The following is a 26,350-nucleotide window of genomic DNA, read 5'->3' on the forward strand; positions in this document are numbered from 1 at the left end:
GGTCTCTTCTTTTGTTGATACACAATAAGAATCCGGGAGGAACAACATGAGTGAATTAAGTTTGTTTTTTGCACAAAATGCGGCATGTGATACAACAGAGGAGTTTGTGGTCTCGCAACGTTTCAAGGATAAGGAAGGTAAAGCTGCCGTCTGGAAGCTGCGCAGCATGAATGAGGATGAGAACCAGGAATGCCGCAAAGCCGCAACCCGCAAGGTCAAAGGAAAGAACGGCACCTACACCACAGAGATTGATCCCAATGAGTATATGGCCAAGCTGATGACAGCAAGCGTAGTGCATCCGGATCTGAAGAATACCGAGCTGCAGCGTTCTTATGGGGTGATGGGGGCCGAATCACTGCTGCGCAAAATGCTGCTGCCCGGTGAGTTCGCGGCGCTTGGAGAGCGGGTACAGGCCCTGAACGGCTTCGCTACAGATATGAACGAGCTGGTAGATGACGTAAAAAACTAATCAACGAGGGCGATGGTGAGGCCAATCTGGCCTACTACGCCCTCCACGAGCTGCATATTCTGCCGCATGAGCTGATGAAGCTCTCCGTCCGCGAACGTGCGGCGATCTATGCCATGATTGCTGTGCGCGTGGACAAGGAGAAGCGGGAGCGCGCCCGGAGTAAGGGGAAGAAGAGATGAAGGGGGTGAATGAATGGAAATTACGAGTACAGCATTGGTTCCCGTAACAGCATTAACCGTCTGGCAAAATGTGAACTCACAGTGGGACCGGCTGAACCAGAATTTTAACCGGGCCAGCCACTCGCTGGGTGATCTGCAGCAGATACTGGAGCGGGTGTATGAAGAGAAAAACAAGTCTTTCATGGAAGGGTTCATGCAGTCTCAGGAAGCGGCCAGACGGATCGCGGATGAAGGTGACTCTTCCAGGTCCCGCCGCTCTGCGGGCAGTTCTAACGATGACGATCCGGATAATAACGATGTCCGGAATGCCAAAAGCGGATTCATGGGTGAAGTTCAAAAAATAATGAAGGCACTGGACGTAGGCGGATTCGAACTAATCACTTACGTTGGGGATAAAGCCATAGGTTATATGCAGAACAAGAAGAAGGAAGCTGCAGCGGAAAAGGAACAAAAGGCAGCAGAAAAGGCACGGAAAGCAGCGGAGCCGGGATTCCTCTCCAAAACGAAGGACTCCTTGGGTTCACTGGACCTTGGCGGTGTGTTCGATAAGGTTAAGTCTCTGGGTACGAAAGCGATAGCTGCGAACGCAACGGAAGAAGATAAGGGGAAATGGAACAAGCTGCAGGGCAACATGGATAGCGCAGTTGAAATGATGGGTCAAAAAGCCATCGTTGCGTTGCGTCCGATTCTGGATACCTTGAATAATGCATTTCAGTCTGAAGGAATGTCTACTGCACTAAATCTGATCGCGAATGCATTCTTGGTAATAGCTGCTGTGATTGGAGAAGTTGTAAATGGCATCTTGTATATGTTTACAGCGTTCCAGGAGAACTGGGATGTTGTAGGGCCGATCCTTGCGGCCATTGCCATTGTCTTCATAGCTGCAATGATTGTGCAGTTATATAATCTTGCTGCCGCGTGGCTTGTAGGCATGTGGCCGATCCTTTTAATTGTTGCGGCTGTAGCGCTGCTTATCTATATTCTTCAACAAGCAGGTGTGTCCGTAAACGAGGTAGTGGCTTTTATCGGGGGAGCTTTTGGCTGGCTGCGGGCAACGATAGAGAATTTTGTTATCGGTCTCTATAATAACTTCGTTTCATTTGCAGACTTCTTCCGTAACTTGTTTATTGATCCGACATATGCGGTTCAGAAGCTGTTTTATGACCTAGCCACGAATTTCCTGGGCTTCATTTACCAAATGGCGTTAGGTGTTGAAAGCTTTGCAGGCGGTTTCGTAAAGGCCATAGCAGAAGGCATCAATTTTGTACTTAAGGGAATTCAAGTTATGGCAGGGTGGTTAAGCAAATTCCCCGGTTTTGAATTTCTGGCCGATTTCAAACCCAACTTTCTTGAAGCAGAGAATCCGCATGTCTTCAGTGATATGGTTAAGAATGCTCAAGGTACCCTGGTAGAGCCTACATCAACTAAGGATGTATACAATACCCCAAAGAAAAAATTTGTGGATACCGTCCAGGCTGTAGAGGAGTACAAGGACAAAACATTAGCTGTAGTCAATAAATTCAATACCAAGCTGGATCAGGCTAAGCCTAAAGATGATAAATCCCAGAATCCTGCTCAAGCCGCTGCAGCGAACATCAACAGCGTCAACAAAGTGGGCGAAGTAGGTTCTATTAATGAAAAGGTGGATATCTCAAGTGATGACCTGGACATGCTGCGGGAGCTGGCGGAGATTCAGTCGATTCAGAATTTTGTCGAGTTGACGCCAACTGTGCAGGTAACAACGGGTAATATTAATAACTCCGGCGATATTGACTCCATCATCACGAAGATCGGGCAAAAGCTGAAAGAGGAATTTGTCTCTACGGCCCAGGGGGTGTACACGTAACATGGAGGAGTATGGGTTCTATCTTAGCTTCAACAACTATGAAGAGGTGATCCGGCTTCCGGTTAACCCTGAGACCCTCGAGATCAAAGAGAATGGCGACAGCAAGAGCTATACGGTCATTGATTTTGGCGAGATCAATGCTATTGCCTATCCGAAGCTGACGGAGATCACCATTGAGAGTATTTTTCCGGCTCAGTATTATCCGTTTGTGGTGTATTCGGGAGAGAATGCCGGCAAGCTGCTGAAGCCCTATGAATATGTGGAGCTGATCCGGAAATGGATGCTGAGCCGCAGGCCGGTCCGGTTTGTTTTCTCGGGGCTGAAGGCGGTGAATATGCAGGATACGCAGACTCCAGATTGGCTGAAGCAGGCGAATACGCAGGCGCAGCAGACTTTTACCGGGGACATTGGCATCAATATGGCGGTCAGCATTGAAAGCTTCTCCTGGAAGCTGAGTGCGGGTTCTTCCGGGGATATCGAGTATACTATCGGTCTCAAAAAATATGTGTTCTACCAGGCGTTAGCCATGAAGGTTGACAACAAGGGTGAAGTGAAGACGCAGCAGAAACGGGCAAGCGAGAAGACAGCTCCCGCCACTTATACGATCAAAGCCGGGGATACCCTCTGGTCTATTGCTCAAAAGCACCTGGGTGACGGCAGCAAAAGCAAAACTCTGCAAAAGCTTAACAGTATCCCGGACAGTGAACTGAAGAAGCTTAAAATCGGCAGAGTGATTAAGCTGTCGTAGGAGGCCATGGCGATGGAATTAATAGTAATCAATAAAGAAGGCGCGATCTGGGATGTTTCCGGGATTGCCACTGATATCTCATGGAAAACCACGCGTACCGGAAAGCCTGCCACACTAGAGCTTACGCTGGCGGACAGCGGGATTTATCAGCATGCGAAGTTCGGCATCAGTAACGGGGATATTGTGCAGTTCAGGAAAGACGGGATTGATGTATTCTACGGATTCGTCTTCAGCATCGATACGGGAGCGAATCAGGAAATTAAGCTGACGGCGTATGACCAGATCCGTTATCTGCTGGGCAACGGCAGCTACGTGCTGCAGGATATTACTGCAAGTGAGCTGATCCGCAAAGTCGCAACAGACTATGGCCTTCGGCTCGGAGTGCTGGACCCGGCGAAGTACACGATTCCCTCCCTGATCGAGGATAATAAAAAATTGCTTGATATTATTATGGGCGCCATCGGCAGCGAGCTGCAGTATATGGGCCAGCTGATGGCTTTTTATGATGATTTCGGAAAGCTGACCCTGCGTGCGCCTCAGGCAATGCTGCTGAATGTGATCCTTGGTGCTGGTCATTATCTGTATGATTATTCGCTTAAAAGAAGCATTGACGATGATACGTATAATACGATCCTGCTCTATCAAGACAATGAGGAAACCGGCAAACGTGAGTTTTTTCCGGCAACGGATAAGGAAAATGTGGAACGCTGGGGAATTCTTCATCTGTACCAGAAGGCGGATGACAAGGCGAATGCTGCGCAAATCCAGGAGAAGGCAGGCAATCTGCTCAAGCTGCATAACCGCGAGAAGCTTAGCCTCTCTGTACAAGCGATTGGTGATATTCGGGTCCGGGCCGGGAATTTCATCTATGTACTGCTTGATGATTTTGAGACGCAGCTGTTTCTGGTCGACCAATGCAGCCATAAGATTTCAGGCGGGGAGCATACGATGTCCCTAGACATTAAGGTGGTGTAGAAGACATGCTCGATATTATTAAACAAGCAAGCCTCGGGGCCGTATCGAATACGAATCCGGTGGCTTTTTCTTATGGAACGGTAGTCGGGGCACAGCCGTTGCAGATCCAGGTGGAGCAGCGGTTCATTCTGACTGGACCGGCGCTGGTTGTGCCAGAGTCCGTGATGGAGAGCAAGGCAGTGCTTGAGGGCAGAGAGATCTTGCTCCGCCGGGGTCTGGCAGCGGGTGACCGCGTGCTGCTCGTCCGGATGCAGGGCGGGCAGAGCTATATCGTTCTGGATCGGCTGGTGGACCTATGATCCCGGCAATCGGCAGATCGGGTCCGGTTACGGCAGCTCTTGAGGGGAGTGCAACAGCTTCAGGCATTAGCCCCAGCCTAACGTACCGGATGGATTTTGAGCACAAGCGGATAGCCGGACGTATGGATGGACTTGAGGCAGTGAAACAGGCAGCGGTTAAAGTTCTGCAGACCGCCCGCTTCGAGCATTTGATCTATAGTCCAAACTACGGTGCGGAATGGAGTCTCGTACTTGGACAGGACAGGCTGCTGGCCCGGCCGGAGCTGCGCAGAATCGTAAGTGAGGCGCTGCTTCAGGATGAGCGGATTCAGCAGCTTGAGGATGTGGAAATTCTTTTTAACGGTGATACGGTAAGCTTCAGCTGCACAGCTGTCACGGTTTACGGCAATTTTGAACTGAGAAAGGAGGAGATTGCCGGTGTATGAAGATCAGACCTATGAGGCCCTGCTTGAACGTATGCTGGACCGGGTTCCGGAAGGGATGGACAAGCGCGAGGGAAGCATTATTTATGATGCGCTCGCTCCGGCGGCGGCCGAAATGGCCCAGATGTATATTGAGCTTGAGGTCAGCAATAATCTGTATTTCCCTGATACAGCGGGTGGTGAGTATCTGGAACGCAGCATTGCCTGGACGGGAATCACCCGTCACCCCGCAGGAAAAACGCAGCTAAGCGGAAAGTTCTATACCAGCGGAGGGGAACTGCTGGATGTTCCTCTGGGCAGCCGGTTTTCGCTGGGCTTGCTCCACTATAGCGCGGCGGAGAAGCTGTCACCCGGAACGTATCGTCTCGAAAGTGAGACCGCCGGTGCAGAGGGGAATCAGTACTCGGGTGCGCTGCTGCCCATCGATTATATCCCGGGGCTGGCCCGTGGGGAGATTACGGCACTGCTCGTTCCCGGTACGGATGCGGAGTCAGATGAGGCGCTGCGCCAGCGGTACTTCGATTCGGCAAGACGGCCTTCGACGAGCGGCAATAAATATCATTATATGGAATGGGCACAGGACATCCAGGGCGTAGGGGGAGCGCGGGTCTTTCCGCTATGGGCCGGGCCGAAGACGGTCAAAGTGGTCATTGTAAATGCGGAGCATAAGCCTGCTTCCGCGCTGCTGGTCTCTCAAGTGCAGCAGTATATCGATCCTGCTCCGGGTCTTGGCGAAGGACAAGCTCCGGTCGGAGCCGTAGTGACGGTGGAATCCGCCACAGGCAAAACCATTAACGTTACAGCCAAGGTTACGCTGGCAGCGGGTTATGCGCTGCAGCCGGTCATTAATGCTTTTACAGCGATTCTGGAGAAATACCGCAAAGAGAAGGCTTTTGCCGCCACCTATATCAGTCAATCCGTAGTTGGATCGCTGCTGCTGGATACCGAGGGTGTTATGGATTATAGCGGTCTGAAGCTGAACGGCGGGACGGGAAATGTGACTCTAAACGAAACTGAAGTGCCGCTATTCGGCAATGTCGTACTGGAGGTGTAGCGATGGGATATCCGGAGCAGATTGACGTCTTTCAGGACAAGCTGAACAAAAAAGCAAACGGCAGCAGCTATGTCGTCGAGGAGAAGCTTCTTCTTGCAGGCGGTGTATACAGCGGGCTTCTTGCCCACGATAACATCAATAATCAGACCCTATCCGTCTATACAGGCTCACGTTATAGCGGGACTGAGGTGCGGAATTACTCGGTGTCTTTTCCTGACGAGGCGCCTTGGCGGCGGATGATTAAGATCTATGCCGATGTGCCGGAAGTGTATGTGACTTACGAAACGCCGGGAGATACGGTGGAAGCGGATGATGTGAATCAGCTGCAGACAGGGCTGACAGCCACGCAGAGTGAGCTGGAGCGTTATAAAAAGGCCGGGCTGATTGACGGCGGATCTTTCAAAAGAGAGGTGTAAAATGGCACAAACTATTCAAGTGAAACGCGGTACGCGGGCAGAGCTGTCCACTTACGGGACGCTGAAGGCTGGCGAAATGGGCTTTTGTACAGATACGAAGGAGATTTATATCGGAGATGGTACCTCCAATTCCATGGTCGGGCGGGCGTTGTCCGGTCCAGAAGCTTCGCGTCCTGCGGCAGCGTCTGTGGGCCGGTTGTATTATGTGAGCAGCGGAAGTAACAGCGGTTATTTGTACTTCGATGACGGGGCGGCCTGGCGCCGGGTGAATGCGCAGAAATTAACAGATCTGACCGGCACCGTGGATGATATCGCAGACGGCACTACCTATGCCAAAGTACTCAAGGCGGACATCACCGCAGGTCATCCGAATAAGGTGTCTGACGGCACCAATACGAAGACCGCAGCAGAGATCAAAACCCATGTTGACGATGCCACTAAGCACCGGTTAATCAATGATACGGGTACGGCAATTACGGATCTGTGGTCTGCGCAAAAAATCAAAAATGAGATTGAGCTGGCTAAGCATAATATTGAGCCTCAGGCTTCGGTCAAGGATCAGAATCTGACCGCTCCGCCGGCCAGTCCGGTTGAAGGTGAACGGTATATCATCCCGGCTGGAGCTACCGGTGTATGGGCAGGGAAAACCAATCAGGTCGCAGAGTACCAATCTGCGGTCTGGGTGTATTATGTTCCTGCGGTCGGCTGGACGGCTTATGTGGATGATGAACAGAAAATTTACAGCTGGAACGGGACCGCCTGGGTGCGGACGGGCGGGGCGCTACAGACTATTACTGCGGGGAGCGGACTCATCGGCGGCGGACAAGCTGATGCGGTGACGCTGAATATCGGAGCGGGCAACGGGATTACGGTAAGTGCGGATGCAATTGCTGTCACAGCAGGCAAAGGAATTACTGTAGATGCGGCAGGTGTTGCAGCCAACGTGGACGGAAGCAGCATTGTGTATGATGCGGGCAACGGCAACCGGCTGACAGTGGGCAGTATAGATGGCGGAACATTCTAGGGGGCGGTGACCATGGCACTGAAGACATTGATTCAAATCCGCCGCGGCCTGGAAAGTGCGCTGGGTACACTTGCCGCAGGCGAATTGGGCTACTGCACTGATACAGGCAAGCTCTACATTGGGAATGGCAGCAGTAATTTGCTGCTGGTTGCCGCCCAAAGCACCGGCGACATGCTGAAGAGCATCTATGATACCAATAATAACGCCAAGGTCGATTACGCGCAGGCTGCGGATAGTGTGCCTTGGTCCGGTGTGGACGGCAAGCCATCGGTATTCCCGCCGGCGGCGCATACGCATGAGTATATGCCCAAAGGTCCGCTAACCTGGAATCAGCTTAAGGGGGTGTAGCCGTGGCTTACGGAGACAGTATATATGGTCTTTTGGAGTATTCGACAGATGATGTGGCGGGGGAAGGACCGGAGGTTAATGTCCTGGATCTGATGAAGTACCTGCCGGAGTATTACCAGGGCGTGCCCGAGATGGAGCAGCTTCAGGCGAGCGCCGGTGCGCAGTGCGGTGAGCTTGCCTATGCGATGGCTGACAGCGATGCGCAGAAGACTCTGGAGTCTGCAACGTGGAGTCTGTCCCGCTGGGAGCGGATGCTGGCGCTGACTTCGGATACGGGCAAGTCTTACGCAACCCGCCGGGAGATGATCAAGGCCAAGCTGCGGGGTAGCGGAACGACCACGCCGGAGATGATCCGGCGGACGGCATCCGCTTTTTCCGGCGGGGATGTTGAGGTGGTGGAGGTGCCTGGAGCGTACAGCTTCGAGGTGCGTTTCGTCGGCACGCTGGGTATCCCCGCCAATATGGCGGGTCTGATCCAGATCATGGAGGAGATTAACCCGGCACATCTGGATTATAGCTTCGTGTACAGCTACACCTGGTGGGACTCTGTTATGAAGCTTACCTGGAATAGTGCACATGCCAGAACCTGGAACGAATTAAGAGTATACCAATAGGAGTGTGGGCGATGAAAACAACGGGGAATTTGGGGCTGAAAAAGCCGGATGGTACAGACATTGTAGATATAACGGATTTGAACGGCAATATGGATATTCTGGACACAGCCGTCAAGGCTGTACAGGATCATGCCGCAGATGCGGTCAAGCATATCACGGCTGCTGAGCGCACAGCATGGAATGCCAAGGCATCCACCGCTGCTGCTACTGCGTCCGCTGCCGGGCTGATGGCTGCAGCGGATAAGGCGAAGCTGGATGGTGTGGCTGCCGGGGCAAATAATTATGTGCATCCCAATCATACAGGGGATGTAACCAGCACGGGGGATGGTGTTACCGCGATTGCTCCGGGGGTGATTGTGAATGCGGACGTTAATGCCGCTGCAGCGATTGATGCGACTAAGATCGGGACGGGTGTTGTGTCTAATGCGGAGTTCGGGTATTTGGATGGGGTGACCTCGGGGATTCAGGGGCAGCTGAATGGGAAGTCCCTTACTGTGGACTACGTGCGGCAGCCTGCTTATTCAGTAACGGCAGGTACAGGCGGAGCCTATACCGTAACTCTAACTCCTGCACCAGCAAGTTTGCCAGAAGGATTCGGTATTACAATTGTGCCGAATCTAGTGAATACAGCAGGCGCGACACTCAATGTGAACGGTCTTGGAGCTATTCCATTAAAAGATCAAAAAGGTATCGCGTACGCCGCCGGGAAACTGCTTGCAGGCAAACCCTATATGTTCCGCAAGGTAGGAACGGATTTTTTGGCAGATAGCGCGGGTGGCTCCGGTAACGCAGTGGCCGGGGATATTCGCGCGGGAAAAACGGCGGCAACGGATGCGGGTGATGTAACCGGTACGCTGGCGGTGCAAACAGGAGGGACGGTTACGCCGGGTCCCAGTGCACAGGTCAAGGCAGCGGGGATTTATGATACAGCGATTACTGTTGCCGGTGTTTCGGTTCCAGCGGCAAACGTGTTGGCTGGAACTACCATTGCCGGGACGTCTGGAACGATGCCTAACAGAACTAGGGGGGCAGTCGGAGGATATACCACTGCTATGTCCGCTTTAGGTGATTCGGGCGGATCTTTGGTTATGGAGCCACCAACTGGCTATTATGAAGCAGGGAAAAATGCCGGGAATTTTGGTACATTAATAGCTACTGATGCGAATTTTGTGCCGGGCAATATTCTATCGGGTAAATCTATTTTCGGTGTTCCGGGCTCTATACAAAACCAAGGTGGTTATACTAACGCCGTCAACTCAGCATGGGATGGTAATAATATGTGGATACGCATTCCCCAAGGTGGATACGTAACTAATACGGGTAGTGGATATCCCGAAATAGTTGTTTCGGCAGTCCAGGCAAGAGCAGATGGAAATATAATATCCAGTAATATCCGTAGCGGCACTTGGATTTATGGTGTGCAGGGGGATCTAGCACCTAGACTATTTGCATCTGGCACATTTCCAGGGGGGACATATGAGGCAGTTGTATCAGGCCTGTCGTTTACGCCAAGAGTTATTTTTTGCAGTCAAGCAAGGGGAAACGAAGATGATCTTTATTACCTAACTTACTATAACGCAAATCTGTCCACAACTCATTATCATTCGAACGGTAGATTCGTTACAAATTTGGGCGGTTCTCAGGGAACGTATGTAGCATATGGTGGCTTTAAATTGGGAGGCAGCAACGATATGAAATATTGGGAAGCATGGGGATAAAAGAGGGGGATTAATATTATGGAGATAGGCATGAAAATTTATTATGACGTTAATAACGGCAATGTTATTGTCAATACAGGAGAACGTTTCGGAAGTGTAGTGGAGACTTCTTGGGAACAAGATTTTTTAACCTATGCGGCGTTAGAAGATCGGTTGACTAAAACCGTCGGAATGTTGCAACTTGAATACGGCGAGCATCAGCAAGATTTTGCAATTTGCAATGGATATAAGGTGAATATTGAGACAGAAAAACTGGAATTTAGTTATCCCGATCCTAACGAGTCAGAGGCGCCACAGGAGCCAGTTTATGAAAAGCCCTTAACCGAGCAGATCGCAACGCTTCAACAACGGACAGAAGCTAATGAGGCTGCAATTCTGGCGCTGCTGGACTTCGGTCTTTAAGCCATCCTTTTAGAAAGGAGGAGATTACGAATGTATCCGTTTTTGCTTAATATGTGGGTTATGGGTAAGGTCACAGAGACCAAACTGCAGACGTATAGCCCAAAATATATCACAGCTGAAGAACTGGTTGAAATTCTAGCCACATCACAAAAAGAGTAGCAGGCGTCCTATAAGGCGTTTTTATTTTGCCCCCGGCCCGTCCGGGGGCATTTCTTTTACCAACTCAGAAGGGAGTGAAGCAATGGACAGCAACGATGTTGCGAATTTGGAGAAGCTGCTGCCTTTGGCAGATAAGTATGGGCTGGCCTACATCATCGCTTTGATTCTGCTAATGATTTTTCTTGTGCTTTTGCGGTCGATTGTGAAGGGGAATCTGGTGCCGCGTGAACTGCTGGAGCGTGCCGAGGAAGACAGGGACAGGCTGCAGAACATCCTCGACAAAGAGCGGTCCGACTTCATGGCACCGACACTTGAAGTGCTGCAGCGATTGAAGATCGACCATTCAGCGGGCAACAAGAATTCGGATGGTATTAATGAAGAAGACAGGGGGGGATAACGTGCTGAGTGAGTGGATCAAGCGACTATCTCCCCTGCACCGGGATAGAGAACGGAAGCTGACGCAAGCGGGAATGAGAGTATCGCTCTCTATCCGAAGGTACAAGAATGTCTCCAAAGAAATTCAAGAGGAAATCAGGAATAACGGGTTCGCCGAGTTCCTAATCTATGATCGGGGGGCAGAGGATGGGCATCATTGATATTGTGTTGTTAATAGCGTATTCCATATCCTTTATCTGTGCGCTGCTGCTGATAGCTGCGCTTTTTTTGTATTTCCGCAAAAGGCTCCGGGCGCGCGTAGTCAGTTTGTTTATGCTGGCAGCATTCTTTTTTCTGGGGGCGTATACCGTTAAGATGGCGGTTGCCATCTGGATCAGATTCAGCAGCACTTCCGGTTCGGACGCCGTGCTAAGCTTGCTGCAATCGGAAGCCTGGGCCATTGCCCAGACGTGCACTACTGTAGGATTGGTCATCCTGACGCTGTTAATGTACACCAAACGCCAGGATCTGTTCGTGGTGTTGTCCGGGATCAGGGAAGGGAGGAATCCGCATGCTGACTCTGACTCAGGTTCTGAATAAATCCGCTGCCCGTCTATCCGGGCTTCATCCCGCTGTACTCACCGCAGCCACAACGCTGATTGAACGCTGCTATGCTTGCGGTGTTCCCATCCTGATTACCCAGGGGCTGCGGACGACTGCCGAGCAGGATGCGCTTTACGCCCAGGGACGAACCAAGCCGGGAGCGATTGTCACTAATGCACGCGGCGGATATAGCTATCACAATTATGGACTGGCGGTGGATTTTGCGCTGCTGCTTCCGAATGGTTCAAGTGTTTCTTGGGATATGAACAGGGACGGGGACAATGACTGCACGGCTGATTGGCTGGAGGTGGTGCAGCAGGCCAAGGCGATCGGGTTCGAATGGGGCGGGGATTGGACCAGTTTCAAGGATTATCCGCATTTTCAGCTGAGCTTTGGAATGACGCTGGCAGCACTTCGGACAGGAGCGAGGCCTGCTGCGATGGCAGTAGCGGCGGTGTATGAACGCATCAAGCTCAAGGAGGAACAAAGTGTGAAGAGTGAAATTACAGCGACGGTAAAAGTGAACGGTGTGAAGATTACAGAAGGAATAATGGAGAATGGCATTACTTATGCTCCCGTTCGCGTTATTGCCGAAGCGCTTGGGGCACAGGTCGGCTACAATCCGGCCACAAAAACAGTAGATATTACAAGTAGCCACCAGAAGGGAGCGAACTCATGATTAACAGTGAACTATTTAACAACGTGTTAGCCTTTGCCTCAATCCTGGCTGTAATTATCCTGGCCTTGGTACAGCTGATCAAAAATAATATCCGTCTACCGCGGGGCGTTATCCCGTTTGTAGGATTAGGAATAAGGTTGCTGGTTGGAGCGGCAGCGTATCCTTTTACGGATCTCGGTATGACCCTTCGCCTCTGGGCAGGGGGGCTTGCCGGACTGTCTGCTACAGGATTATTTGAATTGGCATTCAATAACCGGTCAGGGAGTACCATGAAATGAAACGTGACTTATAATTGACGGCCGGCTCTGCGGAGTCGGTTTTTTTGTTGTTTTACGTCATATAATATTACATACTCACTACATAAAACAGACAATATAAATAGGAAGAGATACATAATTAATTCTGACTGTATAAATAACTGGATTGGTGTATAATCTTAATTGCTGTATCGCTTTACCGCGCAATAAAGTTGAAGATTTCCGGGCGGTTTTATTGTATGATATGAGGAAAGCTTTCAAATAGACAATGTTAAGAGCATTGATCCGGAAGAGGATGGGGGGAGCAGCATGACCGAACTTACGACTACCGTTAGCAAAAGCAACTCCAATAATCTGCTGCGGCGGGACGTACGGTTCCTGGGGAATATTCTGGGCGAAGTCTTGGTACACCAAGGCGGCAACGAACTGCTGGATATCGTGGAGAAGATCCGTGAAACCAGTAAATCGCTGCGCTCATTGTTTTTGCCTGAACTGCACAATGAATTTAAAGAGCTAATTAGTTCACTGGATACGGAGAACCGGCATCAGGTGATACGGGCTTTCGCCATTTATTTTCAATTGGTGAACATAGCCGAGCAGAATCACCGCATTCGCCGTAAGCGCGATTATGAACGTTCTGCCGGGGAGACCGTACAGCCAGGGTCGATCGAAAGCGCGATTCAGGAGCTCCGCGAGCGGGATTTCTCCCACGAGGATGTTCATGAGATCATGAACGGCCTGTCTCTGGAACTAGTTATGACGGCTCACCCTACGGAAGCCATGCGCCGTGCGATTCTCGATATCCACAAACGGATCTCCGATGATGTCATGGGACTGGATAATCCGACTCTGACTTTCCGCGAACGCGAACAGCTCCGTGAGAAGCTGCTGAATGAAGTAATTACCCTGTGGCAGACGGATGAGTTACGTGACCGCAAGCCTACCGTGCTCGATGAAGTGCGCAATGGCATGTATTATTTCCATGAGACGATTTTTGAAGTGTTGCCGGATGTGTATCAAGAGCTTGAGCGATGTCTAAGCAAATATTATCCGGGCCAGAACTGGCATGTGCCGACCTATCTGCGTTTCGGTTCATGGATTGGCGGCGACCGTGACGGTAACCCTTCGGTGACTGCGGCCGTAACCTTGCAGACGCTGCGTCTGCAGCGCAAGCTGGCTATTCGTGAATATCAGCGGATTATGCGCGAATTAATGCAGTACCTGAGCTTTAGTACAAGCATCGTCAATGTGACGCCGGAGCTGCTGGAGTCCATTGAGAAGGACCGTAACATTATCAATCTTAACCGGGTTGATGCCTGGCGCAATGATAATGAACCTTACCGGATTAAGCTCAGCTATATGATCTCCAAGACACAGAATGTTCTGGATGATGAGAAAAAAGGTACGCCTGAGCGCTATTCCTCACCAGAGCAATTTATAGATGATTTGAACGTGATTGACCGCAGCCTGCGGCATCACTATGCCGACTATGTAGCAGACACCTATATTAAGAAGCTAATCCGCCAAGTGGAGCTGTTCGGCTTCCATACGTCGACCCTGGATGTCCGCCAGCACAGCCAAGAACATGAGAATGCGATGACGGAGATCCTGGCCAAAATGAATGTTACACCGGATTACTCTAAGCTGGAGGAGAAACAAAAGATTGAGCTGCTCGAAAAGCTGCTGAATGATCCGCGTCCGCTGACATCCCCTTACCAGTCTTATAGTGAAGGTACGGAGGAATGCCTTGCGGTATACCGGACGATCTTCCAGGCGCAGGAGGAATACGGCAAGCAGTGTATCACAAGCTATCTGATCAGTATGGCGGAAGCAGCCAGTGATATTCTTGAGGTCATGGTATTCTCCAAAGAAGTGGGCCTGTTCCGCAAAGACAACGACGGTACGGTTGTATGTACTTTGCAGGCGGTGCCGCTGTTTGAAACCATTGACGACCTCCATGATGCACCACAGATTATGCATACGCTGCTCAGCATGCCGATCTACCGCGATGCAGTTACTGCAATGAATGATCTGCAGGAAATCATGCTCGGTTATTCGGACAGTAATAAAGACGGTGGTGTGGTTACTGCGAACTGGGAGCTGCGCGTTGCCCTGAAGCAGATTACAGCGACTGCCGATGAATTCGGCATTAAGCTGAAGTTCTTCCACGGACGCGGCGGAGCCCTCGGACGTGGCGGTATGCCGCTGAACCGGAGTATTCTGGCCCAGCCGGCTTCCACCATTGGTGGTGGTATCAAGATTACCGAGCAGGGGGAGGTTATCTCTTCCCGGTATTCAATGAAAGGCATTGCTTACCGCAGTCTGGAGCAGGCGACATCTGCTCTGGTTACGGCGGCGATTCATGCCAGATCGCCACAGGCGGATCTGTATGAAGCGAAGTGGGATGAGATTATTGCCCGCATCTCTGAAGTCTCCCTGAACAAATATCAGGATCTGATCTTCCGTGACCCGGATTTCCTGACGTACTTCAAAGAATCAACCCCGCTGCCGGAGGTTGGGGAACTGAATATAGGTTCACGCCCTTCGAAGCGTAAGAACAGTGAACGCTTCGAGGATCTGCGTGCCATCCCTTGGGTATTCGCCTGGACGCAGAGCCGTTATCTGTTGCCTGCATGGTATGCAGCCGGAACTGGACTGCAGAGCTTCTATGAGGATAAAGAAGAGAACCTGAAGATCATGCAGCATATGTATGCCAACTTCTCTTTCTTCACGACCTTGATCGATACCCTGCAGATGGCTATTGCCAAGGCGGATCTCGTAATCGCCAAGGAATATGCCGGCATGGGCAAAAACGAAGAGGCGCGGGTGCGTATCTTCGGCCAGATCGAAGCCGAGTTCAAGCTGACCTCCGAGCTCATCCTGAAGATTACCGGCCAGCAGGATATTCTGGATAATGTTCCAGTTATTCAGGAGTCGATCCGCCTGCGTAACCCGTATGTTGATCCGCTCAGCTACCTGCAGGTCCAGCTCCTTGCCGAGCTTCGCGCCCTGCGCGATGTGGAGGGCGATGACGCTGAGCTGCTGCGTGAGGTGCTGCTTACGATCAACGGTATTGCCGCCGGCCTTCGGAATACCGGCTGATGCCTTAGCTCGAGCGCTTGCTCTTACGATTTTGATCTAGCCGATCTTGATCTTCAAAGTCGGCGAAGCCGCTTTAAAAGGTTTGTTTGTGTCTGAGGTCGGCGAAGCCGCCTCAGGAAACCCCGTCCGCCTCTTACCCAGAGGATGGACGGGGTTTTTATTTTTCTAAGTGAGGCCGGAAGTCATAGACCCGGCCGAACCCATGCCTACCCCATTGTTGCCTGAGATATACTTTGGGCAACAAAAAAGAGGTCCACACTGGCTGAGGGAGACGGCGGAGCGGAAATTTGGAACTGGAGGAGCGGCAGCGTTCGCCTTTATTGGCAGATTTCGACCGCAGACTGCGGTTCTAATCAGGAAATCTGCCAATAACAGCGACCGGAAGTCCAAATGTTTCGCGCAGTCCGCGACTAATCAGCCTCCCGTCCGCTTTTCAGAGCACAATATATATAAGGTAACAATACAAACCTTGATTTTTACAAGAACTTGAATTACGATTTAAATGCTTGTACCGTGGATGATCAAGAGCTGAGATACCAAGGGCGGCAAGTCTGGGGGAGTTAACAGGTGGAGAATCTGGAAGGCAGATTGACAAAGCTCGCCTTGAAGGGCGACCAAAGGGCATTTGCCGAGCTTGTGGAACTATATAAAGACAAAATATATCATTTGGCTTACCGTATGCTGAATAACCGCCATGAGGCGGAAGATATTGTTCAGGAAACTTTTTTGCGCGTGTACCGGAATTTGGACCGTTATGATGATAAACAGAAGTTCTCAACGTGGATCTACCGTATCGGCACGAACCTTTGTATTGACCGGCTGCGCAAGCGGCGGCCGACGTATTCACTGGATGCCGAGATGAACGATCAAGAGGGAATTGACGGGTATTCGATGATTCCGAGCGACAATGTGACACCGGAGACGGAGCTGCTGCTCTCGGAGACACAGAGCCTCATCTATGAAGCCATCGACAGCCTGCCCGTGAAATACAGGTCGGTGATGATACTGCGCTATCTGCAGGATTTATCGCTTCAGGAGATCAGTGATGTGCTGGATATGCCCGTGACGACGATCAAGACCCGTGTGCATCGCGGACGTGAGTTTTTACGTAAAAAATTAGGCCCTAAATTGTAAAAATAGATTATTTTTTTATGAAACTCCTGCATGGCAGTGACGTATGTAAGTTAAGCAAGTCTTATGCGTCCTGCTCCTATGTCTTGAAAGAATTAAATAAGCACTCATGAAAGGATTGGCTCCTATGGAATGCAAACTGGCCGTCTCTATGATGCACGACTACCTGGATGACGACTTGCCCGAACTGCAGCAGAGGGAATTGAAGGAGCATCTTCTATCCTGTACGGATTGCCGTGCGAAGTTCAAGGAACTGGAACAGACCGATATGCTGATGTTTTCCCTGATGCACCAGACCCCTGTTGCCTCGGAGGATCTTGTAGGCCGGATTATGAATTCATTACCGAAACCCAAGAAGGAAAGAGCTTTTATCACCTGGATCAAACGACATCCGGCGCTTACGGCAGCCTCTGTGTTTATCTTCGTGATGCTGATGAGTTCTGTAACTTTTTGGAATCAGGATAGACAGCTTGTAGTCAGAGGGACTGACCTCGATCAGGTTGTTATCAAAGGGGATACGGTTATCGTACCCTCCGGCAAAATCATTTCCGGGGATCTGACGGTGGAGAACGGTAAAACTCAAGTATACGGGGAAGTCAACGGCAATGTGACGGTGATCGACGGCTCGCTGTATCAGGCTTCAACCGCCCATATTTCCGGGCAAGTCAAAAGCATAGACCAAGCGGTAAGTTGGCTCTGGTATAAAGTGACGAACATGTTCTCTGAAGTTGCCTACCGATAGCTAATGTTGGTCGCTTGTAGCAGAAAACTCATTTGCGCCTCTTTTTCCGGAAAGATGGCGCTTTTTTGTTGCCTGAAAACACCAGTTTTGCAATTTGCTTCAGCCCTAAACTTGCAACCGGAGGCTGAACGTTATAACCTAGATATGATAAAGTGCTAACAGACAATTTACATAAACCCAGCTAATTTTGAAATGACGGGGGTTTTCGGCAATGAGCTATTTTACCGACCTTACATGGAAAGAGTCCATTAAAGATATAATCGATATTCTGATTGTCAGTTACATCATCTACAAAGTACTGAATATGGTGCGTGGTACGCGGGCCGTTCAGCTCCTGAAGGGAATTCTGGTCCTGGTTGTAATCTGGGGGGGCAGTACCCTATTGGATTTGTACACGCTCAAATGGCTGATGAACCAGATGTTTACGTTTGGGGTATTTGCGATCTTTATTATTTTCCAGCCGGAACTGCGCAGGGGGCTGGAGCAGCTCGGCCGGGGGAAATTCTTCGGGCGGACTGCCGAGAATGATGAAGAGATCAGTAAATTAATAGGTGAAGTAATTAAAGCGGTGAATTATTTAGCTGTGCGCAAAATCGGGGCCTTAATCGTCTTCGAGCGGTCTACGGGACTCAACGAATATACGGAATCCGGTATTGCTATGCGTTCTGAGGTCAGCTCTGAACTGCTGATTAACATATTCATTCCCAATACACCGCTGCACGACGGGGCACTGATTATGCAGGGGAGCCAGATTGCTGCGGCCGCCTGTTACCTGCCATTGTCGGAGAATCCATTCATCAGCAAGGAGCTCGGAACAAGGCATCGCGCCGCCATCGGCATTAGTGAAGTGGCAGACTCCGTATCTGTTGTCGTCTCCGAGGAGACCGGACAGATCTCTCTGGCCATTAACGGACAAATCGTCCGGGATATCAAGGAAGAGTCGCTGATCTCGAAGCTGCATCAAGAGCTGAGTGCAAGCTCACTCCTGAAGGATAAAAGTTCCGCTTTCTGGAAATGGAGGGGGACTAAGAACAATGGATAAATGGATGAAGAATAATAACTTCAACAAAATTCTTGCGCTTGCCCTCAGTATTATTCTCTGGACCATTGTGCATGTAGATACGGCGCCGGCGAATCAGACTACGGTTAATACCGAATCGAAGACCATCGAGAATGTCAAAGTGGAGATCGAAGGCTTCGATAGTGATACCTATGTGCTGACGAAGGATGTAGAGAGCGTCAGGATGGAGGTAAGGGGCAAAAAGTCCGATCTTACCTACAAGTTCTCCGATGCCTACCGGGTGTGGCTGGATCTTAGTGATGTGAAACCCGGCGACAATACGCTTCCCTTAATGTATTCGACGCCGAGTGGGGTAACCTTGGATGATATGGTGCCGAATCAGGTGAATGTGCATATTGAGCTGCGGACGACCAAGTCTTTTCCGGTTACCCTGAATATCACGGGGGAGCCTGCAGCAGGCTATGAAGTGGGGACTCCGGTGGTTGATCCGGTATCGGCAGAGGTGACCCTTCCGGCCAGTGAACTCGGACGGGTTGCGAAGGTACAGGGGAATATTGAGCTGGATGGCGAGAATGAGCCGTTCAGTGAGAAGAAGCTGAAGCTCTATGCTTATGATAGTGAAGGGAACGAGCTGAAGGATGCTGTGATCGAGCCTTCAACAGTGGGTGTAGAGCTGCCTATTACGCTTCCGTCCAAAACACTGCCGCTGGATATCAGCTTTACCGGCAGTCTGCCCGGTTCACTGGTCCTGTCCCGGGTTACGCCTGAACAGGATATGGTGACTGTATATGGCAGCGCGGAGACTTTGCAGAACCTATCCTCCTATGAGGCGGTTCTTAATCTAAGCTCCATTACAGCTGCCGGTACAGAACAGCTGAAGCTGGAGCTGAAGCCGCCGGAGGGGACCGGGAAGATCGAGCCTGCGGCCATGAATGTATCGGTCTCAACAGCGGAGATCGCCCAGCGGACGATCTCCGCTGTGCCTATTAAGCTGGAGGGGGTAGGCAACGGGCTGACAGCCCTTATATTAGATCCTGTGAGCACTTCCATGGATCTGACGGTATCGGGTGCGCCTACCCTGCTGGACCAGCTGGACCAGGATAATGTCAGTGTGGTTGCTGATGTGGGCGGGCTTACGGCTGGAATTCATGATATTCCGCTGCAGGTCTCCCTTCCCCGGTTCATAGCACTGCAGAATGACGGTTCGCAGCTTACGGTAAAGGTAGAACTGCTCGCTCCAGCTACACCGGAGCCTTCTGCCGCAGCTGACAACAGCACGGCTGTTCCTACTACGGAGCCCAGTGCTGAGCCGGCTGCCGTTGAGGAGACGCCCCTAGAGCCGTCTCCTACCCATACTGACGAGTCTGCAGAGCCGACCCCGACTCCGTCACACACTCCTGCGGAGAACGCAGCTACACCGGCAGCAGGCGGCAATAACGCCGGCAGTACGGGTGGAACGTAACTTTTTGTTCAAGACCACGTCTATTTATTATGCATCTCATATACACGGAATAAAGAATCAATCATACTATAATTTATTAAGCTGAAGCAGCGTATTAAAAGGAGAAAAAAGATGGGTAAGTATTTCGGAACAGATGGCGTACGCGGAGTCGCAAACCGTGAATTAACAGCAGAGATGGCATACAGCATTGGACGCTGCGGGGGATATGTACTGGCAGGAAATGTGGAAAAGCCTAAGGTCGTAATTGGGATGGATACACGGATATCCGGTCCGCTTCTGGAATCGGCACTGATTGCCGGCTTATTGTCCATTGGCGCGGATGTGATCCGCCTGGGTGTGGTATCTACACCTGCGGTTGCTTATATTACAAGATTGCTCAAGGCTGATGCCGGTGTCATGATTTCAGCTTCGCATAACCCGGTGGAGGATAACGGGATTAAGTTTTTTGGCGGAGACGGCTTCAAATTGACTGATGAAACAGAGCTGCGGATTGAAGAGCTGATGGATGCCGAGCAGGATGAGCTGCCGCGTCCGGTCGGATCGGGTCTTGGTACGCTCCGGGTAGATAATGATGCGAAATATCTGTATCTGGAATATCTGAAAACAACGATCGACCAGAACTTCAAGGGCATTAAGGTAGTACTGGACTGTGCGCACGGCGCGGCTTATGAGCTTGCGCCACGGCTGTTCAGAGAGCTGGGAGCCGAAGTAATCTCCATCGGTGCAGAGCCGGACGGGCTTAATATTAACGACGGATTCGGTTCCACACATCCGGAGACCCTGCGTGCGGAAGTACTGCGCCACGGCGCGGACCTGGGACTCGCTTTTGATGGCGATGCCGACCGCCTGATTGCTATCGATGAGAACGGCGATGAGGTTGACGGCGACTTTATCCTCTGCATTTGCGGGGATGCCATGAACCGTGCGGGTAAGCTGAAGGATGGTACAATTGTATCTACAGTAATGAGCAATATCGGATTCTACAAAGCTACAGAGAAATTATCGCTGAATACAGCGAAGACTGCGGTCGGCGACCGTTATGTCATGGAAGAAATGCGCCGTGGCGGCTATAATCTGGGCGGAGAACAATCCGGCCATGTAATCTTCCTGGACTACAATACGACAGGTGACGGTATTCTGACGGCGATTCAACTGGTCAATACGATGAAGACTTCCGGCAAGAAGCTTAGCACGCTGAAGTCCATGATGACCAAATATCCGCAGGTACTGGTAAATGTGCGTGTGCAGGACAAAACCAATTATCCGAACAATCCGGCGATTGAAGCCGCGATCATAGAAGTCGAAGGCAAGCTGGGCGACAACGGGCGTGTATTGGTGCGTCCTTCGGGAACCGAGCCGCTGATCCGTGTAATGGCGGAAGGGCCGGATAAGGCCGAGCTTGATCTTTTTGTAGGACAGATTGTTGAAGTGGTTCAGCGCGAGCTGGTGTAATTACGCTAATAAGGCAAGAATGGGCAGCCGGTGGACGGAGGAGTAATGTTTGTTCACCGGCTGAACCTTTAGTGTTGACGATGTTTTCAATTGAAATGGATGAAAAAGGTTTTCTTTGCCGCATCATTGCCAAAACGATGTAAGGTGCATATAATAGACTAAGTGTCATTCCAGAAGGAAAGCGGGGATAGTAAGGTTGAAGCAATGCAAGCGCCAGAGCTTGATCTTGCGCGGGGGAGAAGGGAAGACCGGAAGCTGCCATTAAGGGCAGAACGGCCTGAACGGATCACGGCAGATGTAAGCTGACGAGGTGGAGGTGTTCGAAATGTTCGGCGGGGACCTCCCGGTGATGCACCAGAGCCGTAAATGGAAGCGGAAAATGCGAGGGCGACCTCTCACACAACGCTCCTGTGGGTGCCAATTGAAATGTACAAATCATGGGTATGCGCATATGCAGGAAACGCAGATGGTTCTGCCACGGCAGAGGAGAAGACTGTGCATTTTCATGACTATAGATGCAAGTGACAGGTTATTTTGTTGAGCTGTAACGGACAACAACATATTTGCTTTTCTTCAAAACATGCCGCACGGCACGTTTCTTTCCTCATGGCCGCCCTTACTACGAAAAATTGGACGGAGGAAAATATAATGTGTGGTATTGTAGGATATATTGGTAATCAGAATTCGCAGGGGATCTTGGTCGAGGGTTTGAAGAAGCTGGAGTATCGCGGGTATGATTCCGCAGGTATTGCCGTATTCACCAAGGAAGGTCTGCAGGTTGTAAAAGCACAGGGCCGTATGGCGAACCTGGAATCCCGTCTCGAAGCAACTCCGCTGACAGGCAGCGCAGGCATTGGCCACACCCGCTGGGCTACACACGGCAAGCCATCCGATGAGAACTCTCATCCGCACACAGATAACACCCACAAATTCTCGGTAGTTCATAACGGGATTGTTGAGAACTATCTGGATCTCAAGGAAGAACTGATTGCCGGAGGAGCTAATTTCTCTTCCGAAACAGATACCGAAGTTATCTCCCATCTGATTGCGCGTGAATACAATGGGGATATCGTGAAGGCTGTGCAAAAAGCAATCACTTATATGCGCGGAGCGTTCGCACTGGGTGTTCTGACTGAATACGAACCGGATAAACTGGTAGCAGTACGTCAGGCCAGCCCGCTTATTATCGGTCTTGGAGAAGGCGAAAACTTTATCGGGTCTGATATTCCTGCTCTGCTGGAATATACCCGCAACGTATATATTCTGAACGACGGCGAAATGGCTGTATTGACACGGGATGCTGTCGAATTAATGACGATTGAAGGCAACTTTATTTCTCGGGAAATGATTACTGTCGATTGGGATGCTGTTACCGCAGAAAAAGGCGGTTATGAGCACTTCATGCTGAAAGAAATCCACGAGCAGCCAAAGGCTTACCGCGATACCATGCGCGGACGCATGAATGCTGCAGGCAACAAAGTCATTCTGCCTGAGCTTAACCTGACAGAAGAACAAATCAAGAACATCCGAAATATCCAGATCGTCGCTTGCGGTACTGCTTATAACGCAGGTCTCGTAGGACGTAACCTGATTGAGTCCCTGGTGCGTATTCCGGTAGAGAATGACATTGCTTCCGAATACCGTTACCGTGCGCCGATCGTGACTCCGGAAACACTGGTTATCGTAGTCAGCCAATCCGGTGAAACTGCAGATACACTGGCCGCTCTTCGTGAAGGTCAAGCCAACGGAGCCCATGTTCTGGCAATCACCAATGTAGTAGGCAGCTCTATTGCCCGGGAAGCCAACAGTGTACTGGTAACACTGGCTGGCCCGGAAATCGCTGTAGCATCGACCAAAGCTTATACTTCCCAGCTGATCGCATTCACTTTGCTGGGTCTGTACCTGGCTGAAGTACGCGGTACCCAGTCCGAGCCTGAAGTTGCCAAGATTCTGGCAGCTATGCAGTCCCTGCCTGAGCAAGTAGAAGTAATCCTGGCTCAGAAAGACGCAATCAAAGCCTATGCTGAACAAATCGCTGAGCATAAGCACCTCTTCTTCATCGGCCGCGGCGTAGATTACGCAGTTGCCCAAGAAGGATCGCTGAAGCTGAAAGAAATCTCTTACATTCACTCCGAAGCTTATGCTGCGGGTGAACTGAAGCATGGTACACTGGCGCTGATCGAAGAAGGCGTTCCTGTCATTGCCCTGGCAACCCAGGAATCCGTACTTGAGAAGACTGTCAGCAACATCAAAGAAGTGAAAGCCCGCGGCGCACATGTCCTGGCGATTACTCATGAAGAACACAAAAACGATCTGCTCAGATCCGTTGATCAGGTGTTCGTGATTCCTCAGACTCTGCCGCTGCTGACCGCTGCTTTGTCCGTAGTGTCGCTGCAGTTGCTGGCCTACTACGCGTCATTGGCTCTGGGTCATGATGTTGATAAGCCGAGAAACTTGGCTAAGAGTGTTACTGTGGAGTAAGGGAGTTCGGGCATTCTTTCAAAAAATGTCTGGTGATAAATAAGTAGTGAACCAGTAGTAAATATCGGGAACCGATAACAAAAGTCTTGAACCACTATATAAATGATAGTACATCAGAGAGCCGCCTGAATGAAATATTCAGGCGGCTCTCTTTTTTTATAAGGTAAGTCAGGATTCGAAGAGTGGTATTTATATGGTATTATTTGTATCTAGAGATATAGGAGGGGGTGATGGATCATTAACACAAACAAAGTCATCCGTCTAAGACGACTGTTCATCTGTTCAGGTCTTGGATTGTTACTGATTGTTTCCGGGTGCGCACTGAAGACGAAAGAAGAAGCAAAGCCAAAGTCTGTAAGCGTACCTGCAGATGAAATGATCTCCATACCCTGGAATGAAGGTTGGTCACTCGCGATCAGTATCACCCGGGCATTCCAGTTGAACTCCGAGGCAACGATGAAGTTATGTATGAAATTTCTGGCGATACGAGTTACTTATGCGTGAAGTCTGAGGGGAAACTCGAAAGTATGAACAAGGGAGGGAACAGCAAGAAAGCGGGAGAGCGTTTCTACTGGAACCCATTCTTCGGGGATTCTCAGGTGCAACCCGCTGACATCGGAACTTAATCAGGATATTGCCCTTGCCGATCACGACTGCAGACGGTGGCGGAGGTATGACATTCAAAGCCGATATCATTGCAAGCCTGGAATTCCCCCGGCAAGAAGGGGTTTACCAGACCATCTCCGACGAGAATTTGAAGGAGATAGAATCTGCTTACACAAAATGAAAGTAAATATCTAGAGTGGACCCCGAAAGTTAAAATCTAGTGGTATCATGAGCCGTCCTTAAAACATTAAGGGCGGCTTTATGTATTTAAGAGCATTAAATCACCAGGCTGTCGAGGGTATTAACTATACCAGCTAATAGCTTGTCAACATTACCAGTAAAGTGATTCTAAATCATGTGGTATAGTTAAAATGAGGCATGCCAAAAAACCCTCCAATTTTCTTTGTGTCTTGGAAGGTTATGCCAATAATATTTTTTAAATTGGACGAAATTCCTTTTTATTTTTTAAGATCGCATAGAGCCAATGGACGAGTTTATTTGCACATGCGATTAGAGCTACTTTATGTGGTTTTCCTTCAGCTCTCTTACGTTCATAGAACGCTTTGATTCGCATATTTCGGGAGCGTATAAGTCCACACTGAACAGCCATCACCAGTGCGTAACGCAGCTGCCTGGAACCACGTTTCGTGATTCGGTTTCGAGTCGCTGTAAACTTACCGGAAGCAAAGACACTCGGGTCAATGCCTGCGAAGGCGACTAACTTCTTAGGATGATCAAATCGTTCGACTTCTCCTATTTCGGATAAAATTGTTGCAGCAATTTTATGCCCAATCCCGGGAATCGACTGAATTAATTCATACTCTTCAATTTCTTCAGCCAGAGCATCTATGTTCTGTTCCAGTTCAGCAAGATGCTCTTGGTATTGAAGAATAAGGGTAATAAGAACTCTCATATTGATTAAATGACTTGCATACATGGTTTGCTGAAATGGATTTTGTTTTGCCGCATCTACTAATCGTTGAACCCGTTGGTTAATCCAGTCCTCTGAACGCCCCCGTTTCGAAGAAAGCAGTTCTTTCATCTTAGCTCTAAGTGTATCTTCATCCGTCTGTAAAACTAAATATGAGGTTGGGAATTCACTTAAAAACCGCAGTGAAACACCGGAATACATAGCTCCAAACACGCCTTTATAACCCGGGAAAACCTGATCTAAAACAGCTTGGAATTGCAGTTTAGTCGATACACACATCTTTGAAAGAGTCTCATATTGCCTTGTAAGATAGCGCAGATTGAGAAGTTGCACACCTCTTTTCTTAAAAGGTTCAAACTCTTCCCTGTAGTACAACTCACCCAATAGGTAAGCGTCAGCAGCATCCGTCTTTACTTTACGAAGCTGAGACTTTCTAAGCCGATTGGAGATTAGCGGGTTAATGACAATGTAAATATAGTGATGTTCCTCTAAGAACTGAACAACAGGGCTTTGGTAATGTCCTGTTGCTTCTAGAATAAGCAAAGGACGTTGTTTGGATACCGATTCAACGTCCTTTAAAACTTGATGTAGATTTGCTAGGCCATCACGAGTGTGCTCGAAGTGGAATGTCCCTCTGAAGAGCTTTCCGCGCGCTAAAAAGGCTTGTCCATGACTTTCTTCTTTTGAAATATCTAGACCGACAACTGGATTCATTTCATCTCATCTCTCCCTGTAAGTTTAAATTCACCGGCATCCCTACGGTTCTTCTTGTCGCTCCATAGCATCGCTTGTTATACGGGATCTTACGTCCCAACCAGCCTCAATCATGGTCATG

At 50.1% G+C, this 26,350-nt stretch carries 26 protein-coding genes; 25 read left to right on the forward strand and 1 reads right to left on the reverse strand.

The window, feature by feature from the left end:
- Positions 1-46: 46 nt before the first annotated feature.
- From NYE33_RS07830 to glmS, 25 genes are all read left to right on the forward strand, one after another.
- Entirely contained in the window at positions 47-469 is a 423-nt protein-coding gene (locus NYE33_RS07830; protein ID WP_039294170.1) for a phage tail assembly chaperone, read from the forward strand.
- Between the two features lie 192 nt (positions 470-661).
- Positions 662-2,494 carry a hypothetical protein gene (locus NYE33_RS07835; protein WP_341065336.1) on the forward strand — a complete coding sequence of 611 codons (1,833 nt, stop codon included), beginning with the start codon at positions 662-664 and terminating at the stop codon, positions 2,492-2,494.
- Position 2,495: 1 nt separating this feature from the next.
- Complete coding sequence (locus NYE33_RS07840) at positions 2,496-3,242, forward strand: LysM peptidoglycan-binding domain-containing protein (RefSeq protein WP_042140114.1); 747 nt, start codon at positions 2,496-2,498, stop codon at positions 3,240-3,242.
- Between the two features lie 12 nt (positions 3,243-3,254).
- On the forward strand, positions 3,255-4,217 hold the full coding sequence (locus tag NYE33_RS07845; protein ID WP_076247142.1) for an XkdQ/YqbQ family protein: 963 nt from the start codon (positions 3,255-3,257) through the stop codon (positions 4,215-4,217).
- A gap of 5 nt (positions 4,218-4,222) precedes the next feature.
- Positions 4,223-4,516, forward strand: coding sequence for a DUF2577 domain-containing protein (locus tag NYE33_RS07850; RefSeq protein WP_076247140.1), 294 nt, complete (start codon positions 4,223-4,225; stop codon positions 4,514-4,516).
- The gene (locus NYE33_RS07855; protein ID WP_341065340.1) at positions 4,513-4,941 is read left to right on the forward strand and encodes a DUF2634 domain-containing protein; all 429 of its coding nucleotides are present in this window, start codon (positions 4,513-4,515) and stop codon (positions 4,939-4,941) included. The genes NYE33_RS07850 and NYE33_RS07855 overlap by 4 nt, the downstream gene beginning before the upstream one ends.
- Positions 4,934-5,992 carry a baseplate J/gp47 family protein gene (locus tag NYE33_RS07860; RefSeq protein WP_341065342.1) on the forward strand — a complete coding sequence of 353 codons (1,059 nt, stop codon included), beginning with the start codon at positions 4,934-4,936 and terminating at the stop codon, positions 5,990-5,992. The genes NYE33_RS07855 and NYE33_RS07860 overlap by 8 nt, the downstream gene beginning before the upstream one ends.
- Positions 5,993-5,994: 2 nt before the next feature.
- Entirely contained in the window at positions 5,995-6,408 is a 414-nt protein-coding gene (locus tag NYE33_RS07865) for a hypothetical protein (RefSeq protein WP_042140110.1), read from the forward strand.
- Between the two features lies 1 nt (position 6,409).
- Positions 6,410-7,432, forward strand: a complete 1,023-nt coding sequence (locus NYE33_RS07870; RefSeq protein ID WP_341065344.1) for a DUF2793 domain-containing protein — start codon at positions 6,410-6,412, stop codon at positions 7,430-7,432.
- A 12-nt stretch (positions 7,433-7,444) separates the two neighbouring features.
- Complete coding sequence (locus NYE33_RS07875) at positions 7,445-7,780, forward strand: hyaluronate lyase N-terminal domain-containing protein (RefSeq protein WP_341065347.1); 336 nt, start codon at positions 7,445-7,447, stop codon at positions 7,778-7,780.
- A 2-nt stretch (positions 7,781-7,782) separates the two neighbouring features.
- Positions 7,783-8,394 carry a putative phage tail protein gene (locus NYE33_RS07880; protein ID WP_341065350.1) on the forward strand — a complete coding sequence of 204 codons (612 nt, stop codon included), beginning with the start codon at positions 7,783-7,785 and terminating at the stop codon, positions 8,392-8,394.
- An 11-nt stretch (positions 8,395-8,405) separates the two neighbouring features.
- Positions 8,406-10,112, forward strand: a complete 1,707-nt coding sequence (locus tag NYE33_RS07885) for a hypothetical protein (RefSeq protein WP_341065353.1) — start codon at positions 8,406-8,408, stop codon at positions 10,110-10,112.
- A gap of 18 nt (positions 10,113-10,130) precedes the next feature.
- Positions 10,131-10,514: a hypothetical protein gene (locus tag NYE33_RS07890; RefSeq protein ID WP_341065356.1), complete on the forward strand. Its 384-nt coding sequence runs from the start codon at positions 10,131-10,133 to the stop codon at positions 10,512-10,514.
- Positions 10,515-10,755: 241 nt separating this feature from the next.
- Complete coding sequence (locus NYE33_RS07895) at positions 10,756-11,070, forward strand: hypothetical protein (protein ID WP_039294205.1); 315 nt, start codon at positions 10,756-10,758, stop codon at positions 11,068-11,070.
- Between the two features lies 1 nt (position 11,071).
- A complete protein-coding gene (locus NYE33_RS07900) occupies positions 11,072-11,269 on the forward strand; it encodes a hypothetical protein (RefSeq protein ID WP_042140105.1) in 198 nt (65 codons plus the stop codon).
- Positions 11,256-11,648: a hypothetical protein gene (locus NYE33_RS07905; RefSeq protein WP_341065359.1), complete on the forward strand. Its 393-nt coding sequence runs from the start codon at positions 11,256-11,258 to the stop codon at positions 11,646-11,648. Before NYE33_RS07900 ends, NYE33_RS07905 begins: the two co-directional genes overlap by 14 nt.
- Positions 11,620-12,330 carry a M15 family metallopeptidase gene (locus tag NYE33_RS07910; protein WP_341065362.1) on the forward strand — a complete coding sequence of 237 codons (711 nt, stop codon included), beginning with the start codon at positions 11,620-11,622 and terminating at the stop codon, positions 12,328-12,330. The genes NYE33_RS07905 and NYE33_RS07910 overlap by 29 nt, the downstream gene beginning before the upstream one ends.
- The gene (locus NYE33_RS07915) at positions 12,327-12,608 is read left to right on the forward strand and encodes a holin (protein ID WP_341065364.1); all 282 of its coding nucleotides are present in this window, start codon (positions 12,327-12,329) and stop codon (positions 12,606-12,608) included. Before NYE33_RS07910 ends, NYE33_RS07915 begins: the two co-directional genes overlap by 4 nt.
- A 288-nt stretch (positions 12,609-12,896) precedes the next feature.
- Positions 12,897-15,689 (forward strand): phosphoenolpyruvate carboxylase, encoded by a 2,793-nt coding sequence (ppc, locus tag NYE33_RS07920; RefSeq protein ID WP_039294221.1) that lies wholly within the window; start codon positions 12,897-12,899, stop codon positions 15,687-15,689.
- Between the two features lie 567 nt (positions 15,690-16,256).
- Positions 16,257-16,823 carry an RNA polymerase sigma factor SigW gene (sigW, locus tag NYE33_RS07925; protein ID WP_039294228.1) on the forward strand — a complete coding sequence of 189 codons (567 nt, stop codon included), beginning with the start codon at positions 16,257-16,259 and terminating at the stop codon, positions 16,821-16,823.
- Positions 16,824-16,947: 124 nt separating this feature from the next.
- Positions 16,948-17,562, forward strand: coding sequence for a zf-HC2 domain-containing protein (locus NYE33_RS07930; RefSeq protein WP_076247115.1), 615 nt, complete (start codon positions 16,948-16,950; stop codon positions 17,560-17,562).
- A 211-nt stretch (positions 17,563-17,773) separates the two neighbouring features.
- Positions 17,774-18,604, forward strand: a complete 831-nt coding sequence (cdaA, locus tag NYE33_RS07935) for a diadenylate cyclase CdaA (protein ID WP_039294234.1) — start codon at positions 17,774-17,776, stop codon at positions 18,602-18,604.
- Positions 18,597-20,045 carry a CdaR family protein gene (locus tag NYE33_RS07940; RefSeq protein ID WP_076247112.1) on the forward strand — a complete coding sequence of 483 codons (1,449 nt, stop codon included), beginning with the start codon at positions 18,597-18,599 and terminating at the stop codon, positions 20,043-20,045. The genes cdaA and NYE33_RS07940 overlap by 8 nt, the downstream gene beginning before the upstream one ends.
- A gap of 111 nt (positions 20,046-20,156) precedes the next feature.
- Complete coding sequence (gene glmM, locus NYE33_RS07945; protein ID WP_039294242.1) at positions 20,157-21,497, forward strand: phosphoglucosamine mutase; 1,341 nt, start codon at positions 20,157-20,159, stop codon at positions 21,495-21,497.
- Between the two features lie 648 nt (positions 21,498-22,145).
- Positions 22,146-23,978 carry a glutamine--fructose-6-phosphate transaminase (isomerizing) gene (gene glmS / locus NYE33_RS07950; RefSeq protein ID WP_042140099.1) on the forward strand — a complete coding sequence of 611 codons (1,833 nt, stop codon included), beginning with the start codon at positions 22,146-22,148 and terminating at the stop codon, positions 23,976-23,978.
- 1,042 nt (positions 23,979-25,020) lie between these two features.
- Here glmS and NYE33_RS07955 read toward each other — a convergent pair.
- Complete coding sequence (locus tag NYE33_RS07955) at positions 25,021-26,229, reverse strand: IS110 family transposase (protein WP_042138433.1); 1,209 nt, start codon at positions 26,227-26,229, stop codon at positions 25,021-25,023.
- Positions 26,230-26,350 lie beyond the last annotated feature (121 nt).

Origin of the sequence: Paenibacillus sp. FSL R10-2199 (assembly GCF_038000235.1) — a bacterium.
Classification (GTDB): domain Bacteria; phylum Bacillota; class Bacilli; order Paenibacillales; family Paenibacillaceae; genus Paenibacillus_AQ; species Paenibacillus_AQ phytohabitans.

Coding starts and splice junctions, on each gene's coding strand:
- cdaA (WP_039294234.1), top strand. CDS start 17,774: ATGAGCTATTTTACCGACCTTACATGGAAAGAGTCCATTAAAGATATA.
- NYE33_RS07915 (WP_341065364.1), top strand. CDS start 12,327: ATGATTAACAGTGAACTATTTAACAACGTGTTAGCCTTTGCCTCAATC.
- NYE33_RS07875 (WP_341065347.1), top strand. CDS start 7,445: ATGGCACTGAAGACATTGATTCAAATCCGCCGCGGCCTGGAAAGTGCG.
- NYE33_RS07855 (WP_341065340.1), top strand. CDS start 4,513: ATGATCCCGGCAATCGGCAGATCGGGTCCGGTTACGGCAGCTCTTGAG.
- NYE33_RS07885 (WP_341065353.1), top strand. CDS start 8,406: ATGAAAACAACGGGGAATTTGGGGCTGAAAAAGCCGGATGGTACAGAC.
- NYE33_RS07850 (WP_076247140.1), top strand. CDS start 4,223: ATGCTCGATATTATTAAACAAGCAAGCCTCGGGGCCGTATCGAATACG.
- NYE33_RS07910 (WP_341065362.1), top strand. CDS start 11,620: ATGCTGACTCTGACTCAGGTTCTGAATAAATCCGCTGCCCGTCTATCC.
- NYE33_RS07955 (WP_042138433.1), bottom strand. CDS start 26,229: ATGAATCCAGTTGTCGGTCTAGATATTTCAAAAGAAGAAAGTCATGGA.
- NYE33_RS07895 (WP_039294205.1), top strand. CDS start 10,756: ATGGACAGCAACGATGTTGCGAATTTGGAGAAGCTGCTGCCTTTGGCA.
- NYE33_RS07870 (WP_341065344.1), top strand. CDS start 6,410: ATGGCACAAACTATTCAAGTGAAACGCGGTACGCGGGCAGAGCTGTCC.
- glmM (WP_039294242.1), top strand. CDS start 20,157: ATGGGTAAGTATTTCGGAACAGATGGCGTACGCGGAGTCGCAAACCGT.
- NYE33_RS07890 (WP_341065356.1), top strand. CDS start 10,131: ATGGAGATAGGCATGAAAATTTATTATGACGTTAATAACGGCAATGTT.
- NYE33_RS07840 (WP_042140114.1), top strand. CDS start 2,496: ATGGAGGAGTATGGGTTCTATCTTAGCTTCAACAACTATGAAGAGGTG.
- glmS (WP_042140099.1), top strand. CDS start 22,146: ATGTGTGGTATTGTAGGATATATTGGTAATCAGAATTCGCAGGGGATC.
- NYE33_RS07830 (WP_039294170.1), top strand. CDS start 47: ATGAGTGAATTAAGTTTGTTTTTTGCACAAAATGCGGCATGTGATACA.
- NYE33_RS07845 (WP_076247142.1), top strand. CDS start 3,255: ATGGAATTAATAGTAATCAATAAAGAAGGCGCGATCTGGGATGTTTCC.
- NYE33_RS07940 (WP_076247112.1), top strand. CDS start 18,597: ATGGATAAATGGATGAAGAATAATAACTTCAACAAAATTCTTGCGCTT.
- NYE33_RS07930 (WP_076247115.1), top strand. CDS start 16,948: ATGGAATGCAAACTGGCCGTCTCTATGATGCACGACTACCTGGATGAC.
- NYE33_RS07835 (WP_341065336.1), top strand. CDS start 662: ATGGAAATTACGAGTACAGCATTGGTTCCCGTAACAGCATTAACCGTC.
- ppc (WP_039294221.1), top strand. CDS start 12,897: ATGACCGAACTTACGACTACCGTTAGCAAAAGCAACTCCAATAATCTG.
- NYE33_RS07905 (WP_341065359.1), top strand. CDS start 11,256: ATGGGCATCATTGATATTGTGTTGTTAATAGCGTATTCCATATCCTTT.
- NYE33_RS07865 (WP_042140110.1), top strand. CDS start 5,995: ATGGGATATCCGGAGCAGATTGACGTCTTTCAGGACAAGCTGAACAAA.